Raw genomic sequence first — 14216 nt, forward strand, 5'->3', positions numbered from 1 at the left:
CCGAGGCCGGGGATGTCAACATATCTGGCGTTGACTTTTGGCACGCTGTTGAGTTCTCAAGGAACGGACACTTCCTTCAGGCCGCCTTCCAGCGGACCCTCCGGGCGCTTCGTTCTTTCGTGTTCCCAGCTTATCAGATGTTTTCCGCTCCGTTTCCGGCGCTTCGTTCATCCAACTCGCTGGCGACTTCCGGGGTTTGACGCCCCGTCCGACGTTTCAAACTCTAGCCGATCCCCGCTCCGAAAAGCCAATCGGCCGCAATCCGATAAAACGAGCACGCCGAATAAGCGCCGAGCCGCACCGCGCAAAGCGAAACGACCGGCACGAACCGGAAGTGCTGTTCCTGTGGATTGGCCGCCCCGGGACCGTCCGCGCAGCCTGCGTGTGCAGATGCGTGTCCGGTGCTCCCTGCCGAGCGACTGAGGAACAGTACTCCTCCTCCACGCCCGAGGACAAACGCCCTCGATGCCGCCCACCGGATTCGTTCGGCGTACCGAGGAGAACGGACGGGCCGGAGCCCCGGCGGAGGTGCCGCCAGGGCCCCGGCCCGGGGTCTCCCGTCAGCGGAACAGGCGGTCACCGCTGGTGGCCATGCGGTGGGTGGAGCCGTGCCGGCTCACCCAGTCACGGACCAGGTTGACGGCGTTGGCGCACTGCCAGCTGTCGTCGTACTCGCGGACGCCGGTGAAGGCGCCGTAGCCGGCGATGATGCCGTCCACCCGGGCGTCGCCCAGCAGCTTGTCGACGTACCACGGGTCGTTGTAGGTGGCCGTCCAGGACAGTGTGGCCGCGAGCTTGCCGGCGGCGCGGTCGGCGGCGCCCTTCTTCAGTTCCGCACACGTGTTGTAGCCGGCCTCGGTGCAGTTCCCGAAGCCCTTGGTGATGTCGGTGTCGCCGTAGTCCATCGCCCGGTGACCGTTGGGGATCCCGGAGCCGGACCGGTTGAACGCGTTCTCGGCCTGGTCGCGGGTACCGGTGGTCGTCATGCCCTCCAGCGGGCCGAGCTTGCCTTCCAGGCTCTTCCAGCCCCGGCCGCCGACGTCCGGGGTGTTGCCGCCGTGGTACTCGTAGAAGCCGTAGAGCACCTGGATCCCGGCGGCCGTCAGCCGCTGGGCCTTGTCCCGGAGCCCGGCGACGCTGCAACCGCGGTTCTCCTGTTCGCCGCAGTAGTTCGGGTCCTTGATGTCCAGCCAGACCAGCGACAGACGGCGGCCCGCGTTGGCGTTGGAGACGATGCGGTCGATCATGCTGTCGAAGCTGGGGCCGAGCCGGTTGTCTCCGGCCGAGGAACAGTCGTGGTAGGCGCGCCATTCGTTCGGGTTCCACCAGCTGCAGACGTCGATCTCGATGCCGTTGGCACCGTGCTTGAGTGCGGCGTCCACGCCGTTCACGGTGTCGACCCGGTGCGCGATGGCGTAGATCGCGTGGCGCTGGTCGGCGGCCGCTGCCGGAGTGGCGGCGAGGGCGGTGGCCCCGACGGCCCCGCACAGAGTCGCCGTCATCGCCGTCATCGCCGAAAGCGTCCGCCGGCTCGCGCCGCGCCTGAGGTGAGGGGTCAAGAAAGGTGCTCCTTCTTCTCGGAGTCCTGAAGTGGACATGCTCACCTCACCAACGGTACGTCGTCGAACGATGAATGAGCGGTGAACGGGCGCGATTGTCCGGAATCGATCCACCTCGCCCGCTCATCCGTCATGGTGAGCTCCCGTCAGGTGCGTTTGAAGAACTCCACCTCGGCCAGGGCGATCGCACGGCCGGGGCCCGTCCCCGCCGCCTCGCGGACGGTCAGCTTCACCTGGACGACGTCGCTGATCCCGGTCGCCACGGTCTGCGGGCCCGGCTGGTCGTTGAGCGTGACCTGCTGCCGGTGCAGTGCCCCGTCCGAGGACGTGACCTCCAGGGACAGGACGAGGGGGCGGCCCTGCTGCTGGAAGTGCTGCGGGTCGACGGAGTCGCCGGTGTGGATGATCAGGTCCACCAGCCGGAACGGCGTGCGGAAACCGAAGGTGACCGAGTCGCCGATCGCGGGTGCCCCCCAGTAGGTGTTGCTGAGGCCGTCGTCGGCCGCGGCCGCCGGATGGCCTTCGACCTCGGCGCTCGCCGTGGTCAGGGCGGGGGTGATCGGCGCGGTGCTGCGGAGCTTGTCCAGCACGTCCTGGTAGGCGTTCTTGCCGGCCGGGTAGAGCAGGATCCCGGCGACCACCAGAGCGATCAGGACGAGCAGCGCGATGGTGCGGCGCAGCGCGTTCCCGGAGCCGCCGATCCGCACCCGGCGCCGGAAGGGCCAACGGGTGCGCCACCACGGCAGTTTCGGCGCCGGTGCGCTGGGGGTCAGCGGGGCGGCGCACCGACGGCAGAACCGCCGGCCGGGCAGGTTGGGCGTGCCGCACCGGGGGCAGGGCGGCCCCTCCTGGGCCTCCTCGGCCGCGGATGCCCGGACGACGGGGCGCGGGCCGACGGGCTTGGCCGGCTGCACGGCCACGGGATCGGTCCGCGGCTCGGGGACGGCGGGTGGGTGCGGGAGCGGCGCCGGGGGCCGGGGCGGGGTCGGTACGGACGCCGGGACGGGACCCGGTCCGGGCGCCGCGGTCGGTGTGGGCGCCGCGGTCGGCTCGGGAGCAGCGGTCGGTTCGGGAGGGGCGGTCGGTTCGGGAGCCCGGGCCGGCCGCACCCGGTCGGAGGCCGACCCCGGGGGCTCGGTGGTCGGCGGGGTCGGCGGGGTCGGCGGCTCCTGAGCGGGCGTGGTCGAGGGCGCGTCGTCCGGGACGGGTGGCTGCTCCCGCCTGGCAGCTCGCGTCACCCGTCGCGACACGGTCCGCCAGCTGGAGCCGGTGCGCGCCGCGTCGTGCGCAGGGGGCACGGCGGGCGCGGACGGCGCGTCCGGTCCGGGCGCGGGCGCGACAGCCGGTGCCGGCGTCGGCGTCGGCGTCGGCGTCGGAGCCGACGGAGACGGAGCCGAGGCCGGAGACGGAGCCGGAGACGGAGGCGGCGATGGGGACGGAGCCGGAGCCAGCGTCACCGCAGCGCCCGACGACGCGGCAGAGCCGCGCGACCACCCCAGGTACGCGCCGCAGTTGCCGCAGAAGTCGTCGTCCTCCCCGTTGGCCGTTCCGCAGTCGGGGCACACCCGCATCCGTCAGTCCTCCGCTCGCCCGGGTGGACCGGGCAGGATCTCCACCCGGCAGGTCAGGTGGACCGGGCAGCCCGCCCTGACGACGGACAGCACCTGGTCCTCGTCCAGCTCCCGGCCGTGCAGCGGCCAGACCCGGATCAGCACCTCGCCGCTCGACGCGGGCAGCGGGGCGGCGCCGGGGGCGGTGGACCAGGAGACGCCGCCGCCGTCGCTGATCTCGGCGCCGGCGTCCAGCACCAGCCGCAGGCGCTCGGTGAGTCCACGCCGGGTGCCGCGCCACCGGTGCAGCTCCACCGCGCGGCCGACGACCGTGCGCCGCACCTCCTCCGGCCAGGCCGGGTCGACGTCCACCGCGACCCAGGACGCCAGCCAGTCGAGGAAGTCGGCGGGAGCGAGGCGGGGCCGGAAGTAGGCGGGCAGGCTGTCCAGGGTGGCGAAGACCGGGGCGAGGACGGTGTCCAGGCCGGCCGTGAACCGCTGGGCGAAGTCGTCGTCGGCGTAGAGCGCCGGGAGCAGTTCGCCGATCGGGTGCGGACTCGGCAGGCCCGGGACGGCTGCGCGACTCATGCGCCCGCCTCCCGGCCCTCGGCCGCGGTGACCACGACCTGGTGCTGGTGGGAGAAGACCAGGGCGTCCGACGGGACGTCGACCCGCTCGGCGGGCGCGCCCCGGCGCCCGGTGATCGGGTCCGCCGGGAACAGCCGCAGCTCCTCGACGCCCGCGACGGCGGCGACCCGCTGGAGCACGGCGAACACCTCCCCGTACTGCACGGCCCGGCCGAACGGCCAGCCCCGGCCGTCGGCGCCGCCGCGCAGCGGGTTGAGGTACCGGTACAGCTCGGCGAGCACCGTCTCGCGGACCCGGTCGGGATCGGCGGCGCGGGTGGTGAGCCGGGCCACCACGGTGACGCCCTGGTAGGCGGGGGGCTGGACGAGGATCCGGGTGCCGATCAGCCGCCGCTCGTCGAGGGCGGTCGCGACGGTGGCCAACACGTCTTCGTCGGGGATGAGTTGCTCGAACCGCAGCCGGTCGCCGTCGTCGGCGACCGCGTCGGGGACGACGAGCACCCGTACCGCTCCGGCCTCTCCGCCGGTCTGCGGCACGCAGTTGATCCGGGCCGCGGACGGCGCGGCCTGCCGGGCGATCAGTTCGAAGTCCCCGGCGGTGACGGCGCGTTCCTGCAGCCGCAGCTGGTGCGGGGCGCGCAGCTTGGCGTTCTCCACGGTCTCGCCGTCGACCCCGCCCCGGGCCGCCTCGCGGTTGTCCACCCGGGCGACGTACGGGACGGAGCTGCGCAGCACGGTGATCGTGCCCCGGGCGACGTTGCCCGCGATCCCGCCGCCGGTGCGGTAGAGCGGCACGCGCAGCTGGGCGCCCTTGGGCGGCACCGCGCCGAAGGCCCGCAGGCTGCCGTCGGGTTCGCGCACGGCGGGCGGGAAGAGGAACTCGCCGTTGGTCGCGTCCAGCACCACGTGCCGGTCGCTCGGTGCGGAGTCGCCGAAGTGCTCGACGACCGTCCACCGTTCCCAGCCCTCGCCGGCCGCGACCTCGACCACCGGGGAGCCGCCGTCGAGCAGGACCGGCGGGCGGGCGAGCCGGAAGCTCTGGCCCGCGACGCCCTCCGAGGAGCCGAGCGGCGCGTCGGTGACGGTCTGCGCGTGGACGACGGTCGCGGTGCCGCCGGCCGTGAACACCTCGGCCCGGCGGATGGTCGGGGACTCGGAGTAGAAGGGCTGGCCCGGCTGCGGCTCGGTGACCCGGCAGCGCAGCCAGCCGGCCCGGCGGCCGGCGACCACCGAGGCGGTGTGCCCGGCGGGCACGAACACCACGACCTCGCCGGGCCGGTTGAGGCCGCCGGTGGTGTCGCTGCCGGTTTCGCAGGTGATCCAGCGCGCGCCGTCCCACACCTCCCAGGCCAGTGGCGGCTGGCGGGGGTCGACACCGACGCCCTCCACCCGGCTGTCCAGCCGGACGACCAGAATGCAGCGGGGGGTGACGGCCGGCAGGGCGAAGAGCATGGCGTCCCCGGCCACCGGGCGCGGCTGGAAGCACGGCACGTCGGCGCCGTCGGCCAGCCGGGCCGTTCGGTCGGACTGCTCGCCGGAGGCGGAGACGGTGACCAGCCGTTCCAGCGAGCTGGGGACGATCGGGAGGTCCTCGACGGTGGCGAAGACCACCGCCTCGTCGGTCTCGGTCCGCAGCGTGGAGACCTCGGTGCCGGCCCGGAGCAGGACCGTCTCGGGCTGCGGGGCCGAGAGCCAGAAGTCGACCTCGGCCCGGGCCGCGGCGGGCGGGAAGAGCCGGACGCCCAGCAGGTCGAGGAAGGCCGCGTAGTTCTTCTCCGGGACTCGGTTGAGCCGGTAGAGCAGTTGGTCGACCAGGTAGGCGAAGGTCTCGATGAGGGTGACGCCGGGGTCGGAGACGTTGTGGTCGGTCCACTCGGGCGCGCGTTGCTGGACGTACCGCTTGGCCTCGTCGACGAGTTGCTGGAACCGGCGGTCGTCCAGGTTCGGGGAGGGCAGTGCCATCAGCTCGCCCTCCCGTCCAGCGCGGCCGGGGACTCCGGGATGGTGTAGAAGGGGAAGACCAGGTTGCGGCGGTCGTTGGTGGCGCGCACGGTGTAGTGGACGTCGATGTAGAGCGTGCCTTCGTCGACGCTGTCGTAGGCGATCACCACGTCGTCGACCTCGATCCGCGGCTCCCAGCGTTCCAGCGCGATCCGCACCTCGCGCGCGATCCGCCCCGCGGTGGTGCTGTCGCCGGGGGCGAAGACGTAGTCGTGGATACCGCAGCCGAACTCCGGGCGCATCGGCCGCTCGCCGGGGGCGGTGCCGAGGATCAGCCGGATGGCCTCCGCCAGCTCCCGGTCCCGGTCCACCATGCCGATGCCGCCGGTGGCGTTCACCCGCAGCGGGAACGCCCAGCCGCGACCGATGAAGTTCCCGGTCATACCGCACCTCCGATCAGCACGTTGAACGCGCCGGCGACGATGGTGGCGCCACAGGTCGTCTTGTCCCCCATGCGGGCCGCGGGCAGGCCGCCGATCAGGACCACTCCCCTGGTCGCCGTGCCGAGCGAGGGCTCGACCAGGTTGGCGGGGCCCAGCTCCACGTGCGGGACGCAGGCGTGCACGCTGCCGACCACCGCGGCGGGGCGGCCGCCGATCAGGACGGTCGCCACCCTGACGGCGCCCGGCGGCGGGGTGGTCAGGGCGCCGCCGTGATCGGTCATGTCGCCGGTCCGGGCTGCGGGGGGCATGTGCGGTCTCCATTTCGATGGTCTGGTGTCTGCTGCTGAGTCGGTCGAGCGACTCGACGGATCGTCAGTTGATGTGCACGAACGCTCCCTTGAGCACCGCCTCGGCTCCGCCGTCCACGGTGACCGCCGTCGTGCCCCGGACGGTCACAGATCCGCCGCGCACGTTCACCTCGCCGGTGCCCGCGTCCAGGGTGATGCCGGTGGAGGACAGGCGCACCGTGCTCGCGGCCGCACCGCCCAGGCCGTGGACGGTCAGGACGATCTCGCCGCGCTGCTGGTCGAGCTTGACCTCCAACTTCCCGTCCCCGCTGGCCAGCCGGACGCCGGACTTGCCGCCCGGCACGTCCAGCAGCTCCATGCGGTGGCCCGAACGGGAGACCACCGAACGGCGGTTGACCTTGCCGGAGGCCGCGTCGACCAGCGGCACGTCGTGCGGGGAGGGGCGGTCCACGCCGTTGTAGAGGCCGCCCAGCACGTAGGGGCTGTCCAGGTCGCCCTGCTCGAAGCCGACCAGCACCTCGTCGTTGACCTCGGGGCTGACCACGCCGCCGCCCCCGTTGCCGCCCCACTGGACGGTGCGCACCCAGTCGGAGACGTACGTGTCGTCCAGCCAGGGGAACTTCAGCTTCACCCAGCCGCGCTGCCCGCCGCCCGGCTCCCGCACGTCGGTGACCACGGCGACGGCCAGGCCCGGCATCCGCGGCCCGCGCGGCGGGGCGCTACCGCCGCTGACCAGGCCGGCCAGCGAGCGGTCGGGGGCGGCGCTGACCACCACGGTGGTGCGGTAGCCGCGGAACGGTTCGAGCAGGTGGCGGACCGCGGTGGCGGTGTAGCGGCCGGAGAAGGCGGCGCCGACGTTCCCCAGGGCGACGGCGGTGCCCGCCCGCAGCCGCGGGTTGCCCTCGGCGACCGCTTCCAGTTCGCCGAAGCCGGCGGCCACCGAGGCGGCCAGCGACCGCGCGGCGGCGGTCGTCTCCGCCTGGGTGCGGTACGGGGTGTCGGCGACGGTCAGCCGGGCCCGGCCGGGGAAGGCGGAGGCCACCGTCGAGGGGCTCATCCCCGGCTGCACGGTCGACGAGGTCACCGACGGCTCGGTGGCGACCAGGGCGCTCTTGGTGGTCACGTTCCACCCGCGCGCTTCGACCGTGTCCGCGCCGCCGGCGCCGGTCAGCACCCCGCGCAGTTCCAGCAGGTTGCGGCCGTACTCCAGCACCAGCGGGCTCTGCGGCGCGGGCGTGGAGGGGGCCGGTGCGCCGGAGGCGGGCTCGGGCCGGACGAACTCCAGCCGCCCGTCGTCGTCCACCCGCACCTGGGCGCCGCTCTCCTGCGCCAGGAACTGGAGGAAGTCCCAGTCCGGGACGTTCGCCTGGGACAACTGCTGGTGCACGACCGGGAAGGAGTCGACCCGGCCGCAGGACAGGCCCGCGCCCGCGGCGACCTGGCGGACGATGTCGGCGGTCGTCATGTTGCGGAAGGCCTTCACCCGGCGCCCGCGCATCAGACGGTGGGTGACCGCCGAGGCCCGCACCACGGTGTACGAGCCGGTGGTGTCCACCTCCAGCTCCAGCGCCGTCACCTCGCCGGTGAACAGCCGCACCCGGGTGTTCCCCTGCACGGTGACCACGGAGACCGTCAGCCGGGTGCCGATGGTGATGCCGGTCGCGGAGAGGAAGGTGTGGTCCGCGTCCCGGAAGGACAGCACCGCCGTGTCGGGCAGGCCGACGCTCTCCTCGATGTCGCAGGAGACCAGCTGGGTCACCCAGATCGGCGGCAGCGGGCCCGGCGCCTCGACGACGGGATCGGCGGCGAACGACCGGCCGCCCCGGGCCTCGGGCGTGGTCATCGGCGGCCGCCCAGGGTGAGTTCGTCGATGCTCGGCACGATCAGCTCGGCGCCGGGAACCAGCGTCAGCGGGTCGTCGATGTCGTTGGCCTCCGCGATGGTGCGCCAGGCCGTGGCGTCCCCGTAGGCGCGCCAGGCGAGCAGCGGCAGGCTGTCGCCGGCGATCACCCGGTGGGTGCTGCGGGCCTCCGGGGAGCCGGAGGTCGGGTTCTGGCCGGCCGGGTCGACGCTGGCCTCGTCGATGGAGAGCGAGCAGACCGCCCGCAGCGGCTTGCCGTCCACGTCGAAGAGCGAGTACGTGACCGACAGGCCGGTCAGCACCCCGTTGAACGAGGTCGTCTTCAGGGTTCCCCAGTCCAGCCGGATCCACGGGCTGGCCGGCGTCTTGCGCGCGAGGCTGTTCGGGGTGGGCACGCAGGCCGTCATCAGCTGCTCCACCGCCCGCTCCACCGAGTTGTCGTGGGTCGCGGTCGAGTCCAGGAACACGTCGAGGGAGAGCGAGCGCGGGCCGCTGCCGACGAACTCGGGCAACGCGGACTCGCCCGCCATCCGGGACGGCGTGCGTCGCCACTCGGTGGTCTTGCGCAGCACCAGGCTCGCCGGGTTGAACTGGAGGCGGAGCTGGGCGAGCACTCCACCGGGCTGGGCGCCGACCGTCGACGGGGGCTCCATGATGGTCAGTTGGGCCCGGGTGACGCTCGCGGGGACCGCTGCGGACATCCTGGTGCTCCTTGCGTGGGTGGGGCGGCCGGTGGGGACGGGCGGGCTCGGTGCGGGACCGGTTCGGTGCGGGATGGGCTCCCTTGGGGACGAAGGGCCGGGGGTCAGGCCGCGCGGAGGCCCGCGTGGGCGATCTCCAGGGTCTCCACCGCCACCTGGGAGCTGGCGGGATCGAAGGACGGCCCCTCCCAGCGGACCGGGACGATCCCGAGCACCTGCCAGCCGACGATCCGGCTCAAGTCGGGCCGCAGCGCCACGATTTCCCCGTCCTTCGGCTCCACCTTCCGGACGATCTCGGACAGCCAGCGCGTGATCTTGGCGCTGTCCGAGGTGACAGCGCGGGTCAGCGTGATGTTCGTCCAGGTGATGCGGCCCGGCAGCTGCCAGGAGAAGCCGTTGTTGCCGCCCTCCGCGTACTGCTCGATCTCGACCTGGGCGCCGAGACCGGAGCAGGTGGTGAACTCGCCCAGGTCGTTCCCGCCGATGGTCAGGCTGAAGAACACGCTGCTCGCGAAGATGTTGTCGGTCATCGGTCCCGCTTCCTGCTTCCGGTCACGTCACTGCGGCCCGGTGTCGGCCGTCCGTCTGGTTCACGTTCTTCCCGTCCACGCCGTGGTGCGCGTTCCGGTCCTCGCTCAGCGGCGCATGTCGTACGGTTTGCCGCTGCGCTCCCGGCCCCTGCGCAGTTCGGTGCGCAGCAGCCGGCCGACCGGTTCGACCAGTCGGCGGGCCAGTTCGTCGAGGTCGGCGGGATCGGCGGGCGGGCCGCCGGGGGCCTTCCCGGGAGCCGCGGCGGCTGAGGACGGCGCGGCGGGCTGCGGCGGCGGGGCGAGTTGCACCGTGGTGGGGGTGCGCGCCGGCACGGCGGTCAGCGGAATCCCGGTCAGGCCCGTCTGCTCGGCCACCCGCTGCAACAGCCGCGCCGTGGCGGGCGAAGGGGTCGCGGGCGAGGCCTTGACGGCGGCAGGCCCGACCGGCAGGGCCCGTGACACGACGGGTGCGGGGGCGGTGAGGGGTTGCGGCGCCGGTGCCCGACCGGTACCCGCCGGGGCCACGACGGTGGGCGGCTGCGCCGGGGACGGCTGTGGGGACGGCTGTGGCAGCCGGGACGTCGCCGGGAGGCGCTGGATCGCCGGGGCACCCACGGGCCTGAGCCGGACGACCGGCGGGCGCCCGGTGGGCACCGAGGCGGACGGCGAAACGGACGGTGAAGTGGCGGCAGCGGCGCTCGGGCGTCCTGCGGACATCGGCGCCGCAACACCTTGCGACGCCGGACGGAGCTGCGGCAGCGTCAGGGCGCTCGCCTTCGGGGCCGACCCGCGGGGGCGACCGCGCAGTGCACGCGGTGGGTCCGCGGGTGCGGCTGCGTCTGAGGCGGCGCCGGGGGTCGCCGGGCCTCCCTGGGCAGACGCGTGACCGGCTGCCTGCCGGCCGCCCGCCCGTTCCGGGGTACGCCGGGAGAACGCGCGCTGCACGGCGCCCACGACCCCACGCGACGTCTCCGCACCGGTGGGGCGGCCCGACGGCACGGCCGCCCCCGGGGTGCGCGGCCGCGTCGAAGACCCCGACGGGCCCGGCCCGCTGGAGAAAGTACCGCCGTCCCCGGCGCCCGGTGAGCGCCCCGCCTGCGGACGCGGACGCGAGCGCTGCGGGGCGCCCGGTGCGGCGGCGGGCTCGGCTGCCGGTTCGCCGCCCGTACGGGAGGCGAGCGCGTTCGGCCAGACGGCCGGGACCACGGGCCGGGCGGGCGCCGCGCTCGCGCCACCGGACGCGCCGACGCCGATGGCGGGCGGCGCCGACGAGGCGGCGAGGGCGACCGACATCCGGCGGTCGCCGAGCAATCCGCGCCTGCGGCCGGTGAGTTGTACGGCGCGCTGCACGCCCAGGCCACCGGACGCCGGGCGGGCGGAGACCGTCAGCGGGAGAGTCGGTGGAACCGTCGCGGGAACCGCCGGGCCGCCGCCGGTTCCCCGCGGAGTGGCGACCGGGCCCGGAGCCCCTGGGTGGTGGGACGGAGTCACGGGGACGGCCGGCTGTGCCCCGATCCGAGGGCGCCGCTGCGGGCTGCCGCCGGGCGTGGTCGCGGCGGGGGCGGCCGTCGTCCCCGGCGGGGGGTTCGTGACGGCCGCGCGTTCGGCCGCCGGTCCGCTGTTGCCGCGCTCCCCGGTCGGGTGCGCGAGTCGGCTGGCGGCGTTCGCGGTGGTCGGGGTGGTCGAAGCTGCCGGAGCCGCCGATCGGCCGCCACTGGCGGCCGGCGGTGCGGCGGGCACCGAGACGGCGGTCGGGTCCGCCGCGCCGTCGCCGGGGCGACGGCCGGCGCGCTGCACGGGCAGCCCCCCACCGGCGACCGGGGAGGCAGCAGCGGGCGCGGGAGCGGCGGCAGCGGGAGCGCCTGCGGCTGCCGCCGGGGCCGTGGTCCGCCGGACCGGTCGGCCTCCGCCGAGCAGAGGCGCGGTGCCCCCGGCCACCGCCGCTGTCGGCGGCAGTGCGTCGAGCGGCGCGCCCAGGCCCGCACGTGTGCGGGCCGGGGCCGGGTCGGGCTGAACGGGCACGGCGCGGCCGGGGGTTTGCGCGGGGTGTGTGTCCGGTATGGAGGGCGCGGAGGCTGAGGACGGCGTGGGCGCGGCGGCCGCCCCGGATGGTGCGCGCTGGACCGACACACCCTCAGCGGACGCCCGCTCCGTACCGGCAGGTGCCTGGCCGCCCCGTTCAGGGGCCGTACGGGTACGGCGAGCCGGAGCGGTGGCGCCACGGCCGCCGCTGCCGGACGGCCGGACGGCGCTGTCGACCCCACTGGCCTCCGGAGCGACGGATCGCGGCCCGGCGGATCCCGCGTCGGCGGACCCGGCGTCGGCGGACACCACGGGCATGAGCGGCGCACCCGAAGCGGCAGCAGCCGGCCGGGGGCCGGTGGACGCCAGGGGTGAGGCGCTCGCAGGCAGCGCGGTCAGGGGCGCGCCGAGGACCGGGCGGGCGGACGTGTCGGTGCCCGCCGCGGCGGCGCGCTGGACCACGGGTTCGCCGTGCCCGCTGCGCGGGGACGCGGCGGTGCCGGCCGTACCCGACGGCGTCCTTACGCCGGACTCGGCGCGCGCGGACGGGTGCGTGCCGCCGGCGGCTTCCGCTGCCGACGGCGCGGGCTGCCGCGGCGCGTCCGCAGCGTGGTTCGACGGCTCGGCGGCGGTTTCCGGTGCGACGGTCGGCCCGGGGACTGCCGTCACCGGGCGCACGGGCAGTGCCCGGGGCCGGCGTGCCACGGTCAGTGGTGCGCCGACGGAACGCGGCCGCACCGCACCGGCTGACCGCCCCGCCGCCGCGCTGCTGCGCGGGGAGGCGGTGGCCGCATCGGACGCCGGCGCGGCGCTCTCCGTCGCTCGCTCCGGCACCGCACGGGACCTCGCCCCAGCGGGCTCGGCAGCACCGGGCTTGCCCACATCAGGCTTGCCGACACCAGGTTTGGGAGCATCAGGCCTGGAAGCAGCGGCCCTGGCAGTCCGAGACGCGGACACGGCAGGCGTCCGCCCGTCCGGCCCCGGGGCAGCGGAGGTCGCCGCACCTCCGTCGGCGCTCTCCCGCACGTCCCGCCGGTCGGCCCCGCCCGGGCGCGCGGCGACCGCCGCGCGCGGACCGGACCGCACCGGGAGCCGCCGCAACCGTACGGACCGCTGGACCGGTCGGGCCTGTCGCGGCCCCGGTCCGCCCGACTGCCCCGCCTCCGGCGGCTGTTCCGCCCCGGGGGCGGTCGGGACGGCCGGCACCACGAGGTCGTCCCCGCCGGTCAGCACGGGGGCAGGAGAGCCGGGCCGGGCGACCGCCCGCAGGATGCCCGCCGGGGCGGTCGGGAGCACGGCGTGGCCGAGCGGGCCACAGAGCGAGGGGTCCTGCCAGGAGGCGAGCCGGGAGCGGAACGCCAGGCCGTCGCTGACGCCGTGCGCGGCCCCGGCCAGGGTCGGGACCAGCGGGCGCACCGCGCGCCAGCCCCCGTCCCCCGCCGGGCGCCGCGGAGCGGCCCCGCCCGTGCCACCGGCACCGGCGGACGCACCGCCGGAGACGCCGGCGGGCGCACCGTCCGAAGCACCGACCGACGCGCCGCCGGACACCCCGTCCGCGCCGGCGCCCTCGCCGCCCCTGCGGCGGCCGATCCAGTCCCGAAGCCCCACCCGGCTCACCCGCCTTCGCTGATGCGGGTGTTGAGCCGCGCGATCTCGCGCACCCACTGCCCGCGTTCGCGGTGGGTGAGGTCGAGGATGTCCTCCCGCTGCCAGTGGAAGTGGTACGCGACGTACGCGATCTCCTCGTACAGCCGAGCAGGCGCGTACGTCACGATTCCCCCAGGCGCCCACCGGCGAGGTCGACCTCGAAGGCGCCGTCACAGTGCGGGCAGGTCACGGCGGCGCGCGTGTGGCCCTCGCTGTTGATGCGCTGGTAGAGGTCCTGGAGGAACGCCACGTCGGTCGCGTACATCCGCTCCACCACCCCGGCGTGCACGTCGGTGATGTCGCCCAGCCTGGTGATGACGTGGCTGAGCAGCACCACGCTCAGGTAGGCGGGGTTCTCCTTGACCCGCAGGTCGATCTGCGGCATCAGCTCGTCGCGGGCGGTGGCCAGGCGCATCGCGCCGTGCCGGTGCACGGTGCCCTCGTCGTCGACGTAGCCGAGCGGCAGCTCGAACTCGAACTCGGTGTGCGGGGCCCGCCCCCGGGGCCCGGACGGGCCCGTCTGCCCCGGGGCCGGCTGCTGCGGCGCGGTGTCCTGGGGGGCCGGGGCCCGCTCCAGCAGCTCGTCAAGGCCGATCCGTCGCCTCACTCTACGCTGATCTCCTCGAACACGATGGTCACGGTCTCCGTCGCGGCACTGGACTCGCCCGCGCTGAGCGTGGGGCCCTCCCAGCGGCTGGCCCAGGCGTTGGTCAGCTGGATGCGCCGCAGGGTGGCACCGGTGGTGTCCTTGACCTCGATGGTGAGGTTCTGCCGCGCGGTGTTGATGGCCCCGTTGTTGAGGGTTTCCTTGATCCAGTCCGTGAACGCGCCGCTCTTGTCGAGGCCGCGGGTGATCGTCACCTCGCCGGGCAGCCGGGCACCGGGCTGCTTGCGGACGATCAGCTTGCCCTCCTGGGTCACCTGCTTGTACTCGACGACGTCCTGTTCGACCGTCAGGTTGCTGATCTCCTTGACGGACTCGACGTTGTAGCCGCCGAGCTGGACGCCGAATATGTGTGTGGAGAGCGGATCGCCTTCAGCCATGGCTGGTTGTCACCTTCCGATGC

Annotated in this window: 14 protein-coding genes; 1 reads left to right on the forward strand and 13 read right to left on the reverse strand. The window is 74.8% G+C overall.

The genetic code is table 11. From position 1 onward, the window contains the following. The coding region (locus ACZ4WV_RS15335; RefSeq protein WP_465746713.1) for a hypothetical protein at window positions 1-200 on the forward strand (200 nt) is incomplete at its 5' end. Window positions 201-560: 360 nt separating this feature from the next. Here the strand turns inward: ACZ4WV_RS15335 and ACZ4WV_RS15340 are convergent. The 13 genes from ACZ4WV_RS15340 to ACZ4WV_RS15400 all read right to left on the reverse strand — a co-directional run bounded on the left by ACZ4WV_RS15340 (window position 561) and on the right by ACZ4WV_RS15400 (window position 14193). After that, entirely contained in the window at window positions 561-1511 is a 951-nt protein-coding gene (locus tag ACZ4WV_RS15340) for a PI-PLC domain-containing protein (protein ID WP_465746715.1), read from the reverse strand. Between the two features lie 194 nt (window positions 1512-1705). Then, complete coding sequence (locus ACZ4WV_RS15345) at window positions 1706-2479, reverse strand: zinc ribbon domain-containing protein (protein ID WP_465746717.1); 774 nt, start codon at window positions 2477-2479, stop codon at window positions 1706-1708. A gap of 654 nt (window positions 2480-3133) precedes the next feature. Further along, window positions 3134-3697, reverse strand: a complete 564-nt coding sequence (locus tag ACZ4WV_RS15350) for a phage tail protein (RefSeq protein ID WP_465746719.1) — start codon at window positions 3695-3697, stop codon at window positions 3134-3136. After that, window positions 3694-5658 carry a putative baseplate assembly protein gene (locus ACZ4WV_RS15355; RefSeq protein WP_465746721.1) on the reverse strand — a complete coding sequence of 655 codons (1965 nt, stop codon included), beginning with the start codon at window positions 5656-5658 and terminating at the stop codon, window positions 3694-3696. The genes ACZ4WV_RS15350 and ACZ4WV_RS15355 overlap by 4 nt, the downstream gene beginning before the upstream one ends. Further along, complete coding sequence (locus ACZ4WV_RS15360) at window positions 5658-6080, reverse strand: GPW/gp25 family protein (RefSeq protein ID WP_465746723.1); 423 nt, start codon at window positions 6078-6080, stop codon at window positions 5658-5660. The genes ACZ4WV_RS15355 and ACZ4WV_RS15360 overlap by 1 nt, the downstream gene beginning before the upstream one ends. Then, a complete protein-coding gene (locus tag ACZ4WV_RS15365; RefSeq protein ID WP_465746725.1) occupies window positions 6077-6388 on the reverse strand; it encodes a PAAR domain-containing protein in 312 nt (103 codons plus the stop codon). Before ACZ4WV_RS15365 ends, ACZ4WV_RS15360 begins: the two co-directional genes overlap by 4 nt. Before the next feature lie 64 nt (window positions 6389-6452). Next, a complete protein-coding gene (locus tag ACZ4WV_RS15370; protein ID WP_465746727.1) occupies window positions 6453-8231 on the reverse strand; it encodes a VgrG-related protein in 1779 nt (592 codons plus the stop codon). After that, window positions 8228-8950, reverse strand: a complete 723-nt coding sequence (locus tag ACZ4WV_RS15375) for a CIS tube protein (RefSeq protein WP_465746729.1) — start codon at window positions 8948-8950, stop codon at window positions 8228-8230. The genes ACZ4WV_RS15370 and ACZ4WV_RS15375 overlap by 4 nt, the downstream gene beginning before the upstream one ends. 104 nt (window positions 8951-9054) lie before the next feature. Next, complete coding sequence (locus tag ACZ4WV_RS15380) at window positions 9055-9480, reverse strand: phage tail protein (RefSeq protein ID WP_465746731.1); 426 nt, start codon at window positions 9478-9480, stop codon at window positions 9055-9057. Between the two features lie 105 nt (window positions 9481-9585). After that, window positions 9586-9942, reverse strand: a complete 357-nt coding sequence (locus tag ACZ4WV_RS15385) for a hypothetical protein (protein WP_465746733.1) — start codon at window positions 9940-9942, stop codon at window positions 9586-9588. Between the two features lie 3173 nt (window positions 9943-13115). After that, window positions 13116-13274 (reverse strand): DUF6760 family protein, encoded by a 159-nt coding sequence (locus tag ACZ4WV_RS15390; protein WP_392877556.1) that lies wholly within the window; start codon window positions 13272-13274, stop codon window positions 13116-13118. Next, window positions 13271-13756, reverse strand: a complete 486-nt coding sequence (locus tag ACZ4WV_RS15395; protein WP_465746735.1) for a hypothetical protein — start codon at window positions 13754-13756, stop codon at window positions 13271-13273. Before ACZ4WV_RS15395 ends, ACZ4WV_RS15390 begins: the two co-directional genes overlap by 4 nt. Then, on the reverse strand, window positions 13753-14193 hold the full coding sequence (locus ACZ4WV_RS15400; protein WP_030290301.1) for a phage tail protein: 441 nt from the start codon (window positions 14191-14193) through the stop codon (window positions 13753-13755). Before ACZ4WV_RS15400 ends, ACZ4WV_RS15395 begins: the two co-directional genes overlap by 4 nt. Between the last annotated feature and the right edge of the window lie 23 nt (window positions 14194-14216).

This window comes from Kitasatospora sp. NPDC029312, from assembly GCF_055569215.1.